The following is a 16,990-nucleotide window of genomic DNA, read 5'->3' as shown; positions in this document are numbered from 1 at the left end:
AAACTATCTGACTACCAATATCTCCAATAGTCTTATAACTGGGTCAATATCCCGAACACTAATAATAAAATATGTCAGAAGGAATCTACAGATACTATAACACAAATAAACCACAGGTTAAAAGTAAACCTGTGGTTTAAAATTTTTTATTCAGTTTTCCCGTTCTGCTTCGCAAGCTTGTACTGGGTCATCTTCCTCTTGGAAGCTATGCGCTTATGCTTCTTTGCCTCAGCCCGCTCCGCAGACCGGTCAGGAAGAATGCCACAGGCCTCAAGGGCTCTCGGCCATGGCCCAAGGTAGGATTTTATCCAGCCAACCTGCTCCGGTGTAAAGTCTGACTTTTTCGGATATCTTCCAAGTGAAATATATGCGTCCAGAAGCATCTGACAACATTCTTCACGTGTATAGCCAGCTCTCTTGTTCTCCATACCTCTTTCCTCCGGATCATCTCTGCGTTTCTATGGCCTGAGAATTATTTTACTTTGACAGACTTCACTGAGCTGCCAAGTCCCATGTATCTCTTGCCATTTATTGTCTTGTAAGCTCTTACTCTCACATAGTATCTCTTGTTCTTTGCTAGATTCTTGATAGTTGCACTGCCATACTTTGCGCTCACATACTTTGTCTTTGCAGACTTAAAGTTCTTGTTTGTAGCATATGTTATCTGATATCCGGTAGCACCGCTTACCTTCTTGTAGGTCACCTTAAGACTTCTGCTGCTGTTTGATGCAAGCTTTGTTATTGATGACTTTGCAGGGGTAACTATCAGAGTTACGATTCCGCTTGCCTTGTTGTAATTGCTGTTGCCTGAGACAGTGATCTTTATCTGTACTCTGCCCGGCTTCTTGGTTCTCACAAGACCTGACTTGCTGTTCACTATCGCAATATTCTTGTTTGTTGATGAGTAAGTTACAGTTCCCTTACCGGCAGCCTTAACGGTTATATATCTGTTGTATACATATAATGTGTTGCCTGTCACTGTCTGGTCTGCCTTATTGATCTTGAAGGTCTGCTCAACACTGCCTGTATAATCGTTCTTACCTGTTATAGTTACCTTGGCTGTTCCGGCGTTCACGTTATTTGCATACGATGCTGTATAATCAGCCGCCTCAAGTTTCTTACCGTCAACTGTTACTGTAACCTCAGGCTTCTGTGCCTTGCCTGTATATGTCACATCTGCAACTTCTATAACTGTGTTGTCCTTTGTGAGTGTAACCTTTGTATCCGGCTCCTCTGGCTCTACAGGAACCTCCTTGACTGTTATCTTGATAACGATCTGTCCAGCCTTGTAGTTCTCTGTTCCCTCAGATGAAACTGTGATCTCAGTCTCACCGACAGCCTTGACTGTCACACGTCCTGTCTCAGGATCTACCTCTGCCACCTCTGGTGCAGATGATGCAAATGTAAGTGTACCCTGTCCTGTAACCTTGAGATCAAATGGCTCTGCATTTTCAAGAACCTCGATCTCAGTCTTTTCTGTAGTTATCGTCTTTGTAGACTTCTTTATCTCGAACTCGCCCTGAATTGTACCAGAGAACTTACCAGTTCCCTTTACTGTACAAGTACCCCTTCCGGCATTTACGTTATCACTGTATGTAACCTCATAGCTGCTTGGATCAAGCTTCTTGTCATTTACATATACGGTAACTTCCGGTGTGAGCTCCTCTCCAGTGTACTCTGCGTCTGCTATCTCAAGCTTTGTATTGTCCTCAGTGAGTGCTGTCACTGCCATGATCTTGTACCATGCAGTCCTTCCACCTCTTGATGTGATCCTGCACACAACATCATTTGTCAGGTTGATCTTGGCTGAAAGTCCGTCAACCACAACATAATGGCCATCCGCAGTTGTCTTGTATGTCATGTCAAGCTTTACAAGATCTGCGCTCTCCGGCAATACAACACCGACCTCAAATGGATCAGCCTTTGTTCCTGTTCCATTCAGAACTTCTCCATTTGCCTTGTATGTGTAGATAGAATTCCAATTCTCATCGTATTCTGTCTCTGTGGTAAATGTTATCTCTGTTCCATCTATTGTCATGGACTCAAATGTAGGAAGTCCTGAGAATGATGCTGCTACATCTGCTCCTGTGAGCTCATAGTGAAGCTCGATAGTGTCGTTATCCTTTGCATCCAGTGAACCAAGCCCACCGTTGTCAAAGTCGTCTCCGTTGTATGACAGCATCCATCCTGACATTGAGTAGTCAGCAACTGATGCAAGTCCGTTTACAGATACGATATATGGGCCATAAGCTGACTCTTGAATATCGTAGGCTATTCCGGCATTATCCAGTGCACGCTTTACAGCGTCAACCGCTGAAGCTGCCTCAACCTTTGTGTTCTCAAGGATAACTCCATCCTTTGATGCACCATTTATTCCGGCTGCACTTGCTGTGTAGTCATATACACCTATGTTGAAGATAGTAACTCCGTCAATTACAGTTCTTACCTTCTTGTATGTCTCTACAAATTCTCCATCTTCTGCTGTCAGAGGAACATTTGCCATGATCTCTGCTGCAGGTGCCACGTTCAAGATGGCCTCTCCGTCATTGATCTTGGTAACTGTGTCAACTGTGAGCTTCTTGACTGCCTCTATATTAGCAGCCGATACATATGAAGCCTGATTCTCTGTGATGCTCTCATCTGCTGCGGCTGTGCATGAATATGCAGATCCTGATATTGTCAGATCCTCTGAATAACCTGCAAATACGCCTGTTGTGGCTGCGTCACTGCCATTTACAGTTCCTGCGCTGTAGCAGTCTGTGATCTCCACGCCTGCGTCATTTGACGTATTACCCTTGAAAACACCTGCAATACCGCCTGCATTTGTCTGGCCTGTGATCGTTCCTGCATTGTAGCATAAAATGATCTTGCATCCAGGATCCTGTGGATAGTATTCATTGTGGCTTCCGAGTATTCCACCAACATTTGTCTTGGCTGTGATGTCACCATAGTTTGTCGAATTCTGTACGCAGATATTTCGGCTGCTCATAGATCCTATGATTCCGCCGACGGTACCACCGTTTTCTGCCTTAATAGTTCCATGATTTACACAGTTCTCAATCACTGTGTTGCTTATTTTGTTCGTGTTACAGTATCCTACCAGACCACCTATCGAAGCTGATGTATTTGTGCCTGTGTAAGTGATATTTACTTTAGATGTACAACCTGCTACTCTTGCCGGTGCATCTGTGGTTCCCTGATACAGGTATCCCACAACCGCTCCTGCTGCAGTCTTGGTGCTCATGATGATAGTTCCCTCTACTGTGAGGCCGCTGATCCTTGCACCCGCCTGTCCAAATATTCCTGAGTAGCCTATATCATTCTGATACAGATTGCTGATAGTATGTCCCTGGCCGTCAAATGAACCCATGTATATGGCACCCGATGTACCTATTGGTGTCCAGCTATATCCTGCAAGGTTGATATCCGCTGTGAGCACTGCATTTATGTCGACCTTCTTATTGACATTTACCTCATTTTCAAACCAGTACAGCTCTGCACCTGTGCTGATCTGGTATACTCCGTCAACCTGTTCGGGCTCGGTCTTGCTCTCGCCATCCCAAGCAGTTGCACTTGACGCTGTGAGGCTGATGGTCTGTGACATCTCGCCGGAAGTATCCTCCGGGATCTCAAATGTTCCCTCGGCATACATGTATCCGGCACACTTCATAGTGTAATTGTACTGTCTGCCTGCAAGACCATTGAAGCTGCCGTCATTTACTGTTACGGCATTTCCTTCAGTATCCTTTATGCTTACCTTATATCCTTCTACTGCTTCGTTTGTAGCACCATCCACTACATCAAGCTTTACCTGGACAAAGTCTGTCTTTGCCAGCTTAAATGACATATCCGGGAGACTTCCAAGGTATGCCACACGTACGCTTGCTGCCATCTGTACAGGCTTTCCTGTTGCATGGCGGACCTCTCTGTGTGAACCGTATGGCGAACCAAATCCGCCCTCATACAGAACTCCGCTCAGCGTGTACTCGTCACCTGCAAAATACTGAGGTATCTTGACTGTAACTGTCTGGGCAGCAGGATATGATGCAAATGCATACTGGTTGCTTGCTCCTGAGAATTCATTTCCCTCACCATCTGACAGTTTTATAGTTCCGGCCATGTTGTAAATTCCTGCAAGCTTGTTGGCCGGAATATACAGACCGTCGTATGCCTTCTTGCCATCCTCTGTACGCTTACCATATGAAACCTCTATGGTATCACCGGCTCTGAGTTCATCTGCTGAGATCTCGTCACCATCAGCGTTCTTATATGTGTATGATACCGGGACTTCCTTTGCACGTACTACCTGATATGTGCTAACTCCGTCCTTTGTCACCTTTATTATGTTTGATCCCTCTGTGAGACCGCTTACAGTGTAGCTTCCATCATCATTCTTCTTGACATCTGCTGTTGTAAATCCACTGTATGTAAGCTTGTTTCCCGTGATCTGTGGATGAAGAACTGATACTGCCACTCCATCCTCCGGTGTAAATGTGTACTCTGCACCGGCTGCTCCCTCAAGATAATACAGAACATCGATCTGTGCATCCAGATTGTCTACAGCAGTCTTAGCAGTCTCTGTGTTGCGTCCTGCATTTAATGTCATATTTGTCTGAATGTCTGAGCCGTCATTTCCTACAGTGAATACGACTACACCTGTGTTTTCAGGCCAGATCGCACTGAAGAATGAACCGCCCATACCAGGCTTGTTGATCTCTGCATCATAGGTTACGAGAAGTATCGCTGTTCCCTCTGACTTTGCCTCGATCTCTGCTATCTCTGAATGCTCGCCAGGTACAACGCTGATCACATCACTTGATGGGTTACCATTCTCATCGATAACTGTGTAGTGATAATCAGGCTCTGCTGATTTTGCATTCATGATACCCTCTATAGCCTGCCAGTTACGGAAGCACTCAAGGTGATACTTGTCACCCTTCTGCATTGACACATAGCCCTTCTCATTGGATGTCATGTAGATATCTGCGACATCTGAGCTGTTGGCTGACATGTCATGTACAACTGTGCCAGGGCCATATGTGCTGTCGCCGATGTACATATCCTCGGCTGTTACCTTGTACTCAGCATCTGTGGTTGTGGAGAACCAGTTCCAGTATGTAACTCCCTCTCCACCAGTTACACGGTAGTAATATGTGATACCACTTCCAAGCTTATACTTGTATGTGTCATATCCGGCATCCTTGCTGTCTATCTTGATGCCAGCCTCATCCTTATATATATAGTATGTTGAAAGTGTACCAACTCTGAGCTCAGTTCCCTCTGGAACTGTGAACTCTACTGTCTTTGCCGCTGCAAGAGCTACTGAATAACCGTAGCTTCTGTTGGATGTAAGTGTGTTTGACACAGTCTTAGAGATATAGTCATCTGCTCTATCTCCAACCGGATCATATGTCACTGACACCATATCAGCATAGTAGAACAGTCCTGCATACTTTGCCCAGGAGTCATCTGACCCCTCCCTGGTCTTTACAAACTCTGCATGTCTGTCCACATTGTCAGGAGACATAACCTTACCTGTGACGGTATAATCAACGTCTTCCTTCCAATATTTTTTGTTGCCATCTACAGTGTCATAACCTGTACATGCTATATCTGTGATGCTGTATATGCTGTATGACTGCTGTGGATCGTCTGTGACTACGAGATCTATAGATCCCATATCTGTCTTCTCGTCACCGCTCTTCTGATATGCTGACAGACGGTATGTACCCGGCTCAAGCTCAAGGGTATACTTGCTGCCATCAGGCTCTCCAACTTCAATCTCATTGCCCTCTGAATCAGCCAGAGTCATGTAAGGAGCAGAATAATTCATGGTTACAGATACTGTATTTCTCTTGTCACCCCTGATCTTCTTCTCAACTGCCTGAACCTCATCTGCAGTTGCAGTGAGATCTGTCATGACCGCCTGAACCTCTTCACGTAGAGCCTCGTCCTTAGCTATCTCATCTGCATGCTCTGCATAGAGCACATAGAGCTCTGTCTTGTCCTGAGTCTCATAGTATGCATACTCAGAGTCAAATGTATTCTTATCCGGATTGTAGCCATATCCCAGATCTGCGCCATAATCTGCGAGCGTGAACTGCCAACGGATAACGTGTGTATTGTCTACTCCGGCTGCAGAATCTACCTGATATTCTCCTGCGCCGACATTTCCCAGTATATTGTCAACTGTGTTCATCCAGCCAGACATGCTGAAATAATCAAACTGGCCAAGATCTTTTCCTGTCTTGTCCTTAAGCTCAAGTGCCTTTCCATTCTTCTTCTGATAAGCATCCTTAAGCTCCTGTGGAACATTTGCAGCTCCCTTATCAATGCCCTTTATGTTGGCAAGATAATAATCGGAACTATTGTATTTGTCTGTTCCTGAAGGTTCTGTTTCAAGTCCCTCTTTCTTGAAAAACGCGTAAGTAGCCTGTGATACGGTAAGCTTAGACAGGTCGATGTCTATGCCTTCCTCTTTCCAGACTTCACCGATCTCTTTGTAGGACATTCTCTCCGGCTCGATATAGAAGCCCTGACCAAGAGTAAATCCCTCAAGAGACAGCACAACGTACTCAGTGCTGTAATCAACTTCGCCATCACTCTCTGCGGCGGCAGCCTGAACATAGCCCCAGCTTGCATTTGAAGCAAATGGTGCCACTAAAACTGCGCATGCCAATAAGAATGAAAGCATCAATGTCCTGATTCGTTTCATCTCCTATTTTCCTTTCTTTATTTAATTGTAGGTTATAAAGCAGGGAATATGTATTCTGCTTTTCCCACGCCCAAAAGCTAACAGATGAACTGTCGTGTCATCCGCATCCGGGTACTCCGCATATCCCGGCTGTCTGTGTCTGTCAGACGCCGTCACGCGGCCGGAAATCTCATAAAATCTGCGGGCATTCTGACTGAAAGACACAAGTCTTAACACAGTAATGGCGGTTGCACCGGAATCTCACCGAATTTCCCCCTGATCGGATGCTTTTCAGGACGGCATCCGAGCAGATTTTCACTATGAAATCACAGGGTTTATAGTAATTGTGAATCGGGTAATTGTCAACTCCAAGTACCACTTAATGTACTTTTTTGTCATATTTTATTAGTAAGGTGAGATATGTGTTTTATCCATATCACACATTTCTGCATAATATGTAAGTAGAGAGAAATTACTGAGAATACCTTTGGATTTCATTCTGCTGTCCACAGCATACATTTGGTTTACAAAAGCCGGGTATCCCTATTTTATAGAGATATCCGGCTTTTCTTCTGGCTCTTATTCTGATTACTTTTTAGTTACGGAAGCCAGCTTATTCTGACCTCTTTGAGCTGTCCTGTTGTATCGTCAAACTCAAATGTATAGCCGCTGCTTCCCATATAAACCTCAGAATCTACACTGTACTTGACTATCTTGCCATCTACTTCTGCATTCTCACCGCACTTTTCAAGCAACTGATCCTTGGTGATAGTTGTAGGGAATGAGAAGTTCACCTGCTTTGCGCCGTCAAGCATCATCTCACTGATCTCTGCATTCATGCTGGCATCATAATCCGGGTTTGGCACAAAAAGGTGTGAATACCTTACATATGAGAGAACGCAATCCTCTGCCTTCCGCTCACTGTCAGTAAAGTTGCCAAACATAAACTGCATCGTTACGTAGTCATTGATTTCTGCTGTGTATCTGTCAGTTTCGTAATTTTTATTTACATTGTTGCCACTGTTATTGAGAGAATTCTGCTCAAATGGTATTCCACCGTCTATAAGATCCTTCAAGGTGGACTCACCTAAAGTGAATTTCTTTCCATTATATACAAATGACCTATTGTCAAGATCTGCGTAATTCTCGCTGAGTCCCGATGCCAATGTGAAATCCTCATATACAGGCATCGTAAATTCTGTGGATTTCTCACTGTCATCACTGTAATCGGTTTCATCTGCATATGAATCATCAGATTCAGTATCACCTGTATCCTCAGCCTCAGATTCCTCCTCCGTTGCCACTTCTGTTTCGGTTACCTGCTCTGTTGACTCCGTCTCTCTGGTGGATTTGCCATCATTTCCACATCCAACTATAGAAATTCCCATCACCACCGTGATAAGTCCTGCAATCAGCATTTTCTTGTTCCTCATATAATAATCCTCCTTAAAACCTAGTGGCTTTATTATTAAGAATGTCACTATATTTTATCAAGCCGTAATCGGTTGCAACGGGGCAACTATGGGTAGCGAACCGAAATCATAGGTGTTTTCGTCACTTTTTTGTAATCTATAGTGTTTATTTCTCCGTAATGTTCATGAAACTATAATAAGTGTCTCTGTCCATGGCATCCGGATTATCATCGGCAAATCCGCTGACTGTATATATGTTCCCATCCTTCAGATCAGCATATGCATTAAAATAGTATGTGATATTTCTCTTGCCGTCCTTTATATATAAGGTCGAATATGTGTAGTAATAAAATGTCACACCATTTACCTCACACTGACCTTCCTCTGTTACCTTTGATATTCCGGCCCCGGTCTTTCTGTCTGCCATATCAGATGCTGTCATCCAACTATACGGTACGATCGAAGTCACAACCGTGATCTTATCACCGTCTGAATAGTATGTCTTACCTGACAAATCCTCATTCTGAAGGCTGTATTTTTCAGGGATTTCATATGACACGGTAGTATCTCCATTCACGACACTGTCCACTACTCCCGTCTCCATAGCTTCGTCCTCCTGCCAGTATGAGCCTGTCATATCATTTGCCTCATCTGTGGGAACGGCCCCCGCAACAATAGCCACAGCTTCATCGGCAGCCTTCTCATATACCTCAGCTCTCTCCGACCCGCTCAGCGCATCTATATCTATCTCATCAAATCTTATCGAAGTAAAGAAACGCTGCCCTTCCCCGGCATCACATATAAGCTGATAAAAATATGATCTGTCGAACTTCGCACCTCGTTCATTTGCAAGACTCGCTATGTATCTGATATATTCCTTCCCCTGTATCTCGAACTTCTCAGGCTCCAGCTCCATCACATAACCTGCGTCCTCAATATTTTTCTTGCGCTGCTCTCTGTTGTCCCAGAAATCCGCCATCGTCTTATCCTCCACATCGATCTGTATCAGATAATCATCACAGCTTCTTATATTAAGGCAGCCACTCTCATGTATGATTGCCTGTCCTACCGGATTCACAGAGAAGGCATATCCCTTGAACACTATATGCCAAGGCTCTGTCTCATCGTCAGCTATTTTATTTCCATCCTGTTCAGTTTCACTTTTTTCTTCCGTCTTCTGCGCACTGTTCAGATCAATAACGCCCATAAACTCAAGAGCGACAAATGCAGCTCCCGCCAGTATGCATGCTATTACGATCGCGCAGACAATTTTTTTACATTTTTTCATCGGCTGTCTTATCCTCAAGTATGATCTGAAGTGTATCTTCTTTCTTCATCCTTCTTATCTCAAGCCCAATGAGGGTCAGAAGAATAATAAACACCAGCATGACAAATGCTGCGGCAACTATGGTTGATGTCTTGTAATTCAGAAACAGTCCATTACCGTCCGCCCCTGTGTACAACTGTATGTAATCTCCATCTCGTACCCCCGGTACATCAAGCCACACAGTATCCATGATCTTTCGGCCATTGTCATCCAAATATGCCAGATCAGCTTTTGTATACTGCTGATACACCTTCTCCACGCGCACATTTCCGTTCTTATCTGAATGGCTGGTCCACTCGTTCCTCACAAACAGCACCGCCACCACAATTACACAGAAAACGCATATGGCTGCCATCACGCAAAATAATATTTTCAATCTGGCAAGCCTGCCTTTTCCCCTGAGATTCTTCAGATGGACAGCATTATTCGCTGAAGTCCCATCCCCGGACACCTCTTCCGGCGCCTCCGGCTCATCACCCTTTCCATATATAAGTTCTCCAACCTGTACATCCAGAATCTCACATATACACACAAGCCTGTCCAAATCAGGATACGCCTTATCCCTCTCCCACTTGGACACAGCCTGTCTGCTGACTCCCATCTTTTCCGCAAATTCCTCCTGATTCAGCCCGGCTTTCTTCCGGTACTCCTGAATCCTGGATCCTATAAGCAGCATTTGTTTTCCTCCTTATCTCCATCTGTTATACTGTTTTTTTCAAACAATTAATCCATGCTTTTGCCAAAGTTATATGCCCCTCTTTTGTAGGGTGTGATCCGTCTAATGTTTCATAACGTAAATTCTGTGATGCCAGATCTGCAACTTCAATTCCCGCAATTTCTGCAGCAATTTTTATTGCCGCATTGTATTCATATATCGATACACCAGCCCATTTATGTGGAAATTTCCAACTATTATCGCCTTTCATATAACTTTCCATCAATGTCCCACATATAATTCTACTTTTCGGATAATTCATCTTTATCTTTTGCAACATATTATAATAGGACGAGAAAAATGAAGGGCTTCCCAACTTATCATTTGTAATATGAACACCGTTTCCAAAATCATTAAACCCTAAATATATTAGAATCATATCAGGTGTGTACTGCTCTGTATGCAAATTTGATGTACGCTGATCACAATTTCCACTAGGGAATTTTTCACCTGCAACCTTACTTCCAGAATAAGAATTATTAACACAAATGTAGGCGTTAATGAACTGGTTTACCTTTGCCCACCATGTATCATATACCGATGTCATGTCATTTCTTAAAGAGTTGTACTCATCATAAAACACCTTATATCCAATCGGATTATATCCTGAATATGTACTTATAGAATCACCCAAAATAGATACAAATTTTACTTTATTTTTCATTGAAGTCCCCTCTACTTTCCTCTCTTCTTCAAAGTTTCTCGACGTTCTAGTCTATTCTTAACCTAATCGGCCCTAATCGTAACATTTCTACTCAATGGGCCAATCGATAACGCTTTTAACACAATATCCTGACACACTTTCGCTGACGCCTTATCTCCCTGATAACCATTTTCATTTGCTTCTTCAATAAGCTTCTGTATATTTATCATCATAAAACCTCCAATCTAAGTGTCTCCATTACCATGTTTGACTTTGGTAATTCATACGCATATTCTGCAACTAAAGTCATATCCAGTTCATGAACAATCTTTCTATAACTTGCAATTAATTCTTTGTACAAATCAAAAGAAAATTTTCTTTTATTCCGTATCAGTTCCACAAGAAGACGCTCTTTATCATAAATTACAATATCCACACCATCATAATTCATTGTAGTTTTGCCCATATCAAATGCTTCGCTGTTTTCATAAAAATGCTTCACTCTTTCATCGCTGATTTTTCTTGTATTTTTCGGTGTCGCAACATAATAAAAATTTGGTATGGTATCCGTCAATCCATAGTAATAAAAGGCACTATTCAGAGTTATAATTGCATTGGGATATTTCTTAGAAATAATCTCCAGCTCCGGCACATATCTCTTATCAGAATAGATGCCTTTTTCTTTTACATACAGTTCCCCTTCTTGAACACATTTTTTAATTTTATAATCCGTTCCATATTTTTCCAAACACTCCTGATATGACAGCAACATTTTCCTTCATATGTTTTTCTGATTTAGCACCGTTTATCTATTTTGTTCCATGCTCCACAATCATCTCAACATTCTCAAATACATCGACAAACACCTGCTTTGCTCTTTCTAAAAGCTTACGGCATATCTCTGGTTCCTCAAACAAAAAACTAACACGCAGTTCTACGCTTTTAACATTTGGGTACTTTTCTTTATATTGTCCTGAATCTATGTACCAGATATAGGTATTGAGTTTATCTTGCAACAGCAATAAATGTCGATTCATATCTGACCAGTCCATTCCGTCTGTAAGAAGAAGTAACAAGCTGGAGGTGTCTTGTTCATATGCCAAGCCATCAATGGTATCTGTTTTTTCAATATTAAACTTATCATCGTTATTCTCTAACTCCATATCATCACCTATTTCCTTTATTGTATCCTCCGTATGCATTGATGTCGCATTTTTCGAATACACTTTTGATTTCCTGCTCATTTCCAGCCTCTACCAATTGCTCAAAATCCTTCGGCAGCGTCTTTCTCTTTGCTATAGTACCATTCTCCTTTCCGAATTCAGAACTATATCAAAATAGCTTTCATCATTTTTACTTAAATATAGATTCAATTCCTTTTAAATCATCTATTTTTATAATAGGAATAACAGCTTTATCGTAATTATCAAATCCATTGAACAAACTTATTAGTTCGTAACCTATCAACCTCAATTCACGAGCAATCACATTGCTTTGTAAAATATCATAATTGATTTCTTCATGAATCTCCTTCCCATTTAAACAGTAGTTTTGTAATTCTTCCTGATACATCCGATCCAATAAAGTCAAATCTAACTGTTTCTCACATCCAATATCGGATAATATACGATTAATCCCCTTCGTAAACTGCTCCATAGACACCTCACCATCCAAATGAAACAGGAACCCCCGATCAATTAATGCATCAACCCATGCATCATAGAACTCATTAAATGCATCTTCTGTATTATTTTCCATTAATAATCGATACTCAGGCAGAACTGTGATGTCATATCTTGAATTAGTGATAATCTCATTAAAAAACTTATACAAATTTATGTCAGTTGTCTCTTCTTCATAAACAATGTCATAGCCATCATAATCACAGGCAATATCAAATAAATCTTTCTTTTTTTTCGTACCATGTAATAACTTTAAAAAGCTCATGATCCATCCTCCGCTTAAACTAATATCTCTGCCTAACTGCTTCCTCGTATCTTTCAATGGGGCCCATTTGGTTCATTCCCGTCAAGTAGCGGCTTGTGCTCTAACTCTGTAGTCATCTTATTGCCTCCAAAACCACAAAAAAGTATATCTTTTCTAAATCACATTGTAATTATATCATTCAATTTTTTCAATTCTTCTTCATAGGCACAATCTGTCCAACAGGAACTAATATTTTTTCTTTTACATATTTCTGCCTTTGCATCTCCAAATGCGCTTCTCGTTTTTTCAAGATTTTTCTCTCGTACATTCTGCCCCGCTGCGTTCCTTCTCCAACCACAAAAATATACCTTAGCTTCTTCTTCAATTTTTCTTTTTTTAGAAGCAATTTTTAATGTCTCTTTATAATCTGGGCGCATCATAAATTCTTTAGGAATTCTTTTATTTAACGCTTCAAAAAAGTCTAGCGGAACAAATTTATGCGTTGGATCATATTTTATTTCAAGATAATCTACCAATTTTTTATAATCATCAATAAAACATTTGGCCTTATACCCTTTCTCTATTTCCAATTCAAATACCACCGGATATAATCCTAAAGTTGTCAAATACAAGCGGTATGGAATTATATCCGTCAAGAAAATACAACTAAAAATTTTTCCATTAAACCCAAATGGAAATGTTGCTCTCTCTTCTCCCTTTTTCATCATGTCTTTATGCAGGGTTCTTAATCCAGTAAATTCAAACATTTTCATCCAATCACCTTCGTTCTTATACCAATATCAATTTCATTATATCACTTTGGCGAAAAGTATCCTTTCGCCAAAATGTATATCTCCTGTTCCCCCAAGCCTATCCCCTGGGGTAAACCTCCACTTATATCATCACTCTACGGAAACAGAAACGCACATCTATTTTATTCCCCAAATGGCAAAATCCTTTGATTTATTGAGCTTTTCTCGACAGAAGGCAGACTGTTTCAACGATATTACCTTTTTCCCACAAGAGCCGCCTTACCTCTTGACCATCCCGATATATTGGGAAATTAAACTCTATTAACTTCAAAGGCTGCTCTGACTCCCCATTTGGATATATCTGAATTTCTTTTATGAGATAAGTAATAAGGCTTTTCTTTTCCTCGTCACTTATTATATCATAGAGCTTTCCGAAATTCAGCATAAGCTTGTAAATATTGTCCAGAGTGATTGTTTCCATTTCGATAGAACTTTTTCTCAGCTTTGCATCTTCAATCCGTTCTTCCAACTCGACAATCGTATCATACAATCCATCAAGTCTTAAAGTCATGTCGTGGATTTTCCTTTCTCTGAAACGAGCATCAATAGGCAGATTATCAATCTCTCGTTCCAGACGGGCTTTATTCAAATCTACTTCTTTCAGCTTACTCTCGTAATTGGCAAGTTCCTTATCAATAGCTGTTGTATCGGTCTGTACGCCAATACGCTTTTCAATCTCTTTTGCAAAATACTTATCGCTTACCAATTCCTTAACAGCTTCAATTACAAGTGGCTCAATATCTGTTTTTCTTAGCGATGCTTTATAATCACAATGATGTCCTCGCTCCTGCTTATTTCTACCACAAATATAATAGTAAACCTCTTTGTATGTGCCGTCTTTATTTGTCCAAGCGTGTTTGTTCGTATACATTGAACTTCCACAAAGGGGACACTTTAATATCCCCGTCAAAAGGTGTGACCTATCCTTACCGATTTTGGATGGCTGTTTAATTCCTGTTGCCATACGCTTTGCGTGAACCTTTTGCCACAATTCCTCGCTGATAATTCCTTCATGTTGTCCATCTTCCAGAATGTAATCCTCTGCATGAACCTGCTTATATTCATTTTTTGTACCTTTTACCTTTTCTCGTGTTCTTCTGCCATAAGCAATCTTTCCACAATAAACAGGATTGTCTAATATCAACCGTATAAAATGACTGCTCCAAGTTTCCAATGTGCCGTTCTGACGAGGTATCTTCTTTATACCTTGAAGATTAAGATATTTTGCTACTCCGCCAAGTCCTATATCAGAATTAGCAAATTTATCAAATATAATTCTGATTGCTTCAGCTTCCGTTTCTTCTATCAAGAGCTGATTGTCTTTCAGATAATATCCGTATGGTGCAAATCCACCATTCCACCCACCTTGTCGTGCTTTTTCTCTCCGTCCATTCATTGTCTGTTCAATGATATTTTCTCTTTCTATTTCTGCAACCGCAGACAAAACAGAGATTAAAAGTTTTCCACTTGTCTGTGACGAGTCAATTCCTTCTTCAATACAAATAAGATTTATTCCATAAGATTGTACAAACTCTAATGAATTTAGAATATCCGCTGCATTTCTTCCGAAACGGGAAAGTTTATAAACCAGAATATAGTCTATCTCCAATCCGTTTTTTATATCGGAAAGCATTTTCTTAAATGCGGGTCGTCCTTCAATAGATTTTCCTGATTTACCTGCATCCTCATAGATACCGACAATTTCCATTTCTTCTCGGTCAGCAAAGCGTTTTAAGCTGTTCTTCTGTCCTTCAAGGCTATATCCGTCCACCTGCATCTCGGTACTTACTCTTGGATACAGGACACATTTCTTTCCTTCTCTGTTCATCGTACCACCTCCATAATTTTATAGGAAAATGTGATATGTAAGGCTGCGTAGCTTACGCAGCACAATCCAATTCCTGCAAAACTGTCTTTCCGTACTTTTCAACTATCTGTACCATAATATTGATAAATGAATTGAATACTTCGTTTTCATCTTGCATCTGTTTACTTTGCAATTCGGAATTTTGGATATATTTTTCATTTCCCATAATGAGTACCTCCGCTATAAAACAAGCGGCTGTACTCTAATTATAGAAATACAGCCGCATTTTTACCAATGTGCAAATTTATTCTTCTCGCCCTTTTTACACATCTGTTGCCTTTATTTTCTCCAATGCAACACTAATGGCAAGAGCCTTATCAACCCTTGCCACCATATCATCTGGTATCATTCCTAAGTACTGTTCTAATCGCTGTTTATCAATCGTTCGTACCTGTTCAAGCAAAATAATTGAGTTCTTATCCAATCCCTCAAAGTTATTGATTAGAGTGTGTGTCGGCAGTTTTGCTTTGGTGTTTATTCTGCTTGTGATAGGTGCGACAATGACCGTAGGACTGTGCTTATTACCGACATCGTTTGAAATAATAAGTACAGGTCGCCTGCCACCTTGCTCCGAGCCAATAACGGGATTTAAGTTTGCGTAGTAAATATCCCCACGCTTGATTTTTCTTTCCATTATGTTTGACCTCCCAATTTTATTTAGGCAGGTATGTTCTGCCTATGTAGGCAGCCAAATAAAAGGAAGTATTTATGGTCTGGAGAAGATTAACAAAATCTCTGTTCTTGTGACCGCCTTTCGTCTGGCTGAATATGATAGGAGCATTTCAATTTGTCCTCGACACCCCGAAATGCTATGGGAAGTCGCCAAACGGTCAGCAGCGAACTGACACCACGGGAGTTCCACCCCAACTGTCGGTCTGACAGAGCCGCCCTCATTGCCTGCGACGGTTTTATCACGCTCGGACTGTGACTGGACGGGAGTATCATTATCCTCTTTGTGGGTTATGGCGAAATCGGGAGTTGCCCGATATTTTGAGTCGATAAGATTGGCTCACCACCTTTCAATCGCTCGCTGCCTGTCGGCAGGTCTTGGCGTACCGCTGCACACACTTATGCTCATCACAATCACAAAGAGAAAGTATTTGGCGAATGGGTATTCACTTGTCAAGGAACGCCCCCCGTTTTCGCCACACAAAGGAAAACAGGGTAAGAGGTTTTTGTCCTCTCACCCTGTAGCCCGTGGGAATATTCGATTTTCCCCTCTACTCAAAAAACTTTTTTAATTTTTCTTTGAGCCTGTCCATTCGTCTGTAAACAGCTTTTTCAGTAATATTCAGACACACCGCAATTTCACGGGTTGAATATCCTTGTATCTTCATCAAAGCACTCTGCAATGTAAGCCTGTCTACCTTAATCAAGATTTGATATAGGCATTGATTTTCAATGCTGTCCAGAAAATCCTCAACCGTTTTCACTTCGGGTTGCGTAGTATCTTCGGCAAGTTCATCAAGATATGTACCTGTTTCCTGCACTCGCTGATAATACCGTCTGTCGGAATTAAAAATCGCCCAATCGTGAATGATATGTACCCTCTTTACTGGACAACCAGTAAGGAGGGTATTTTTATGCGTTATAG

At 41.4% G+C, this 16,990-nt stretch carries 15 protein-coding genes and 1 riboswitch; all 15 genes read right to left on the bottom strand.

Annotated features, from left to right (window positions below):
- Positions 1-146: 146 nt before the first annotated feature.
- Positions 147-428, bottom strand: a complete 282-nt coding sequence (locus DXD11_RS12185; RefSeq protein WP_055271920.1) for a homing endonuclease associated repeat-containing protein — start codon at positions 426-428, stop codon at positions 147-149.
- Positions 429-472: 44 nt separating this feature from the next.
- Positions 473-6,715 (bottom strand): DUF4430 domain-containing protein, encoded by a 6,243-nt coding sequence (locus DXD11_RS12180; RefSeq protein ID WP_243105867.1) that lies wholly within the window; start codon positions 6,713-6,715, stop codon positions 473-475.
- Positions 6,716-6,877: 162 nt separating this feature from the next.
- A riboswitch (cobalamin riboswitch) is annotated at positions 6,878-7,020 on the bottom strand.
- Between the two features lie 273 nt (positions 7,021-7,293).
- Positions 7,294-8,127, bottom strand: coding sequence for a hypothetical protein (locus DXD11_RS12175; protein WP_117875135.1), 834 nt, complete (start codon positions 8,125-8,127; stop codon positions 7,294-7,296).
- A gap of 145 nt (positions 8,128-8,272) precedes the next feature.
- Positions 8,273-9,394: a hypothetical protein gene (locus tag DXD11_RS12170; RefSeq protein ID WP_117875133.1), complete on the bottom strand. Its 1,122-nt coding sequence runs from the start codon at positions 9,392-9,394 to the stop codon at positions 8,273-8,275.
- Positions 9,381-10,109 carry a helix-turn-helix domain-containing protein gene (locus DXD11_RS12165; protein WP_117875131.1) on the bottom strand — a complete coding sequence of 243 codons (729 nt, stop codon included), beginning with the start codon at positions 10,107-10,109 and terminating at the stop codon, positions 9,381-9,383. Before DXD11_RS12165 ends, DXD11_RS12170 begins: the two co-directional genes overlap by 14 nt.
- 25 nt (positions 10,110-10,134) lie before the next feature.
- The gene (locus tag DXD11_RS12160) at positions 10,135-10,812 is read right to left on the bottom strand and encodes a GDSL-type esterase/lipase family protein (RefSeq protein ID WP_117875129.1); all 678 of its coding nucleotides are present in this window, start codon (positions 10,810-10,812) and stop codon (positions 10,135-10,137) included.
- A 62-nt stretch (positions 10,813-10,874) separates the two neighbouring features.
- Complete coding sequence (locus tag DXD11_RS14250) at positions 10,875-11,024, bottom strand: hypothetical protein (protein WP_158547590.1); 150 nt, start codon at positions 11,022-11,024, stop codon at positions 10,875-10,877.
- Positions 11,021-11,539 (bottom strand): type IV toxin-antitoxin system AbiEi family antitoxin domain-containing protein, encoded by a 519-nt coding sequence (locus DXD11_RS12155; protein ID WP_243002940.1) that lies wholly within the window; start codon positions 11,537-11,539, stop codon positions 11,021-11,023. Before DXD11_RS12155 ends, DXD11_RS14250 begins: the two co-directional genes overlap by 4 nt.
- Positions 11,540-11,600: 61 nt before the next feature.
- On the bottom strand, positions 11,601-12,035 hold the full coding sequence (locus DXD11_RS12150; RefSeq protein ID WP_117549554.1) for a DUF6572 domain-containing protein: 435 nt from the start codon (positions 12,033-12,035) through the stop codon (positions 11,601-11,603).
- Positions 12,036-12,144: 109 nt separating this feature from the next.
- Positions 12,145-12,738 carry a hypothetical protein gene (locus DXD11_RS12140; RefSeq protein ID WP_117875125.1) on the bottom strand — a complete coding sequence of 198 codons (594 nt, stop codon included), beginning with the start codon at positions 12,736-12,738 and terminating at the stop codon, positions 12,145-12,147.
- A 158-nt stretch (positions 12,739-12,896) separates the two neighbouring features.
- Positions 12,897-13,484, bottom strand: coding sequence for a DUF6037 family protein (locus DXD11_RS12135; RefSeq protein WP_118649654.1), 588 nt, complete (start codon positions 13,482-13,484; stop codon positions 12,897-12,899).
- 196 nt (positions 13,485-13,680) lie between these two features.
- Entirely contained in the window at positions 13,681-15,357 is a 1,677-nt protein-coding gene (locus tag DXD11_RS12130; RefSeq protein ID WP_118758512.1) for a recombinase family protein, read from the bottom strand.
- A gap of 52 nt (positions 15,358-15,409) precedes the next feature.
- The gene (locus tag DXD11_RS14355; protein WP_182428532.1) at positions 15,410-15,562 is read right to left on the bottom strand and encodes a hypothetical protein; all 153 of its coding nucleotides are present in this window, start codon (positions 15,560-15,562) and stop codon (positions 15,410-15,412) included.
- A 96-nt stretch (positions 15,563-15,658) separates the two neighbouring features.
- The gene (locus DXD11_RS12125; RefSeq protein ID WP_118320755.1) at positions 15,659-16,030 is read right to left on the bottom strand and encodes a type II toxin-antitoxin system PemK/MazF family toxin; all 372 of its coding nucleotides are present in this window, start codon (positions 16,028-16,030) and stop codon (positions 15,659-15,661) included.
- Positions 16,031-16,616: 586 nt separating this feature from the next.
- The gene (locus DXD11_RS12115; RefSeq protein WP_118758511.1) at positions 16,617-16,988 is read right to left on the bottom strand and encodes an RNA polymerase sigma factor; all 372 of its coding nucleotides are present in this window, start codon (positions 16,986-16,988) and stop codon (positions 16,617-16,619) included.
- Positions 16,989-16,990: the final 2 nt, after the last annotated feature.

It is taken from the genome of Coprococcus sp. TF11-13 (genome assembly GCF_003481085.1).
GTDB lineage: Bacteria > Bacillota > Clostridia > Lachnospirales > Lachnospiraceae > Coprococcus > Coprococcus aceti.
This window is presented reverse-complemented; position numbering and strand designations above follow the sequence as displayed.

What these genes read in the sequence shown, in the direction of transcription:
- DXD11_RS14250 (WP_158547590.1), bottom strand. Translation starts at nt 11,024, where the DNA reads ATGATGATAAATATACAGAAGCTTATTGAAGAAGCAAATGAAAATGGT.
- DXD11_RS12140 (WP_117875125.1), bottom strand. Translation starts at nt 12,738, where the DNA reads ATGAGCTTTTTAAAGTTATTACATGGTACGAAAAAAAAGAAAGATTTA.
- DXD11_RS12170 (WP_117875133.1), bottom strand. Translation starts at nt 9,394, where the DNA reads ATGAAAAAATGTAAAAAAATTGTCTGCGCGATCGTAATAGCATGCATA.
- DXD11_RS12150 (WP_117549554.1), bottom strand. Translation starts at nt 12,035, where the DNA reads ATGAGCAGGAAATCAAAAGTGTATTCGAAAAATGCGACATCAATGCAT.
- DXD11_RS14355 (WP_182428532.1), bottom strand. Translation starts at nt 15,562, where the DNA reads ATGGGAAATGAAAAATATATCCAAAATTCCGAATTGCAAAGTAAACAG.
- DXD11_RS12125 (WP_118320755.1), bottom strand. Translation starts at nt 16,030, where the DNA reads ATGGAAAGAAAAATCAAGCGTGGGGATATTTACTACGCAAACTTAAAT.
- DXD11_RS12160 (WP_117875129.1), bottom strand. Translation starts at nt 10,812, where the DNA reads ATGAAAAATAAAGTAAAATTTGTATCTATTTTGGGTGATTCTATAAGT.
- DXD11_RS12135 (WP_118649654.1), bottom strand. Translation starts at nt 13,484, where the DNA reads ATGTTTGAATTTACTGGATTAAGAACCCTGCATAAAGACATGATGAAA.
- DXD11_RS12165 (WP_117875131.1), bottom strand. Translation starts at nt 10,109, where the DNA reads ATGCTGCTTATAGGATCCAGGATTCAGGAGTACCGGAAGAAAGCCGGG.
- DXD11_RS12185 (WP_055271920.1), bottom strand. Translation starts at nt 428, where the DNA reads ATGGAGAACAAGAGAGCTGGCTATACACGTGAAGAATGTTGTCAGATG.
- DXD11_RS12175 (WP_117875135.1), bottom strand. Translation starts at nt 8,127, where the DNA reads ATGAGGAACAAGAAAATGCTGATTGCAGGACTTATCACGGTGGTGATG.
- DXD11_RS12130 (WP_118758512.1), bottom strand. Translation starts at nt 15,357, where the DNA reads ATGAACAGAGAAGGAAAGAAATGTGTCCTGTATCCAAGAGTAAGTACC.
- DXD11_RS12180 (WP_243105867.1), bottom strand. Translation starts at nt 6,715, where the DNA reads ATGAAACGAATCAGGACATTGATGCTTTCATTCTTATTGGCATGCGCA.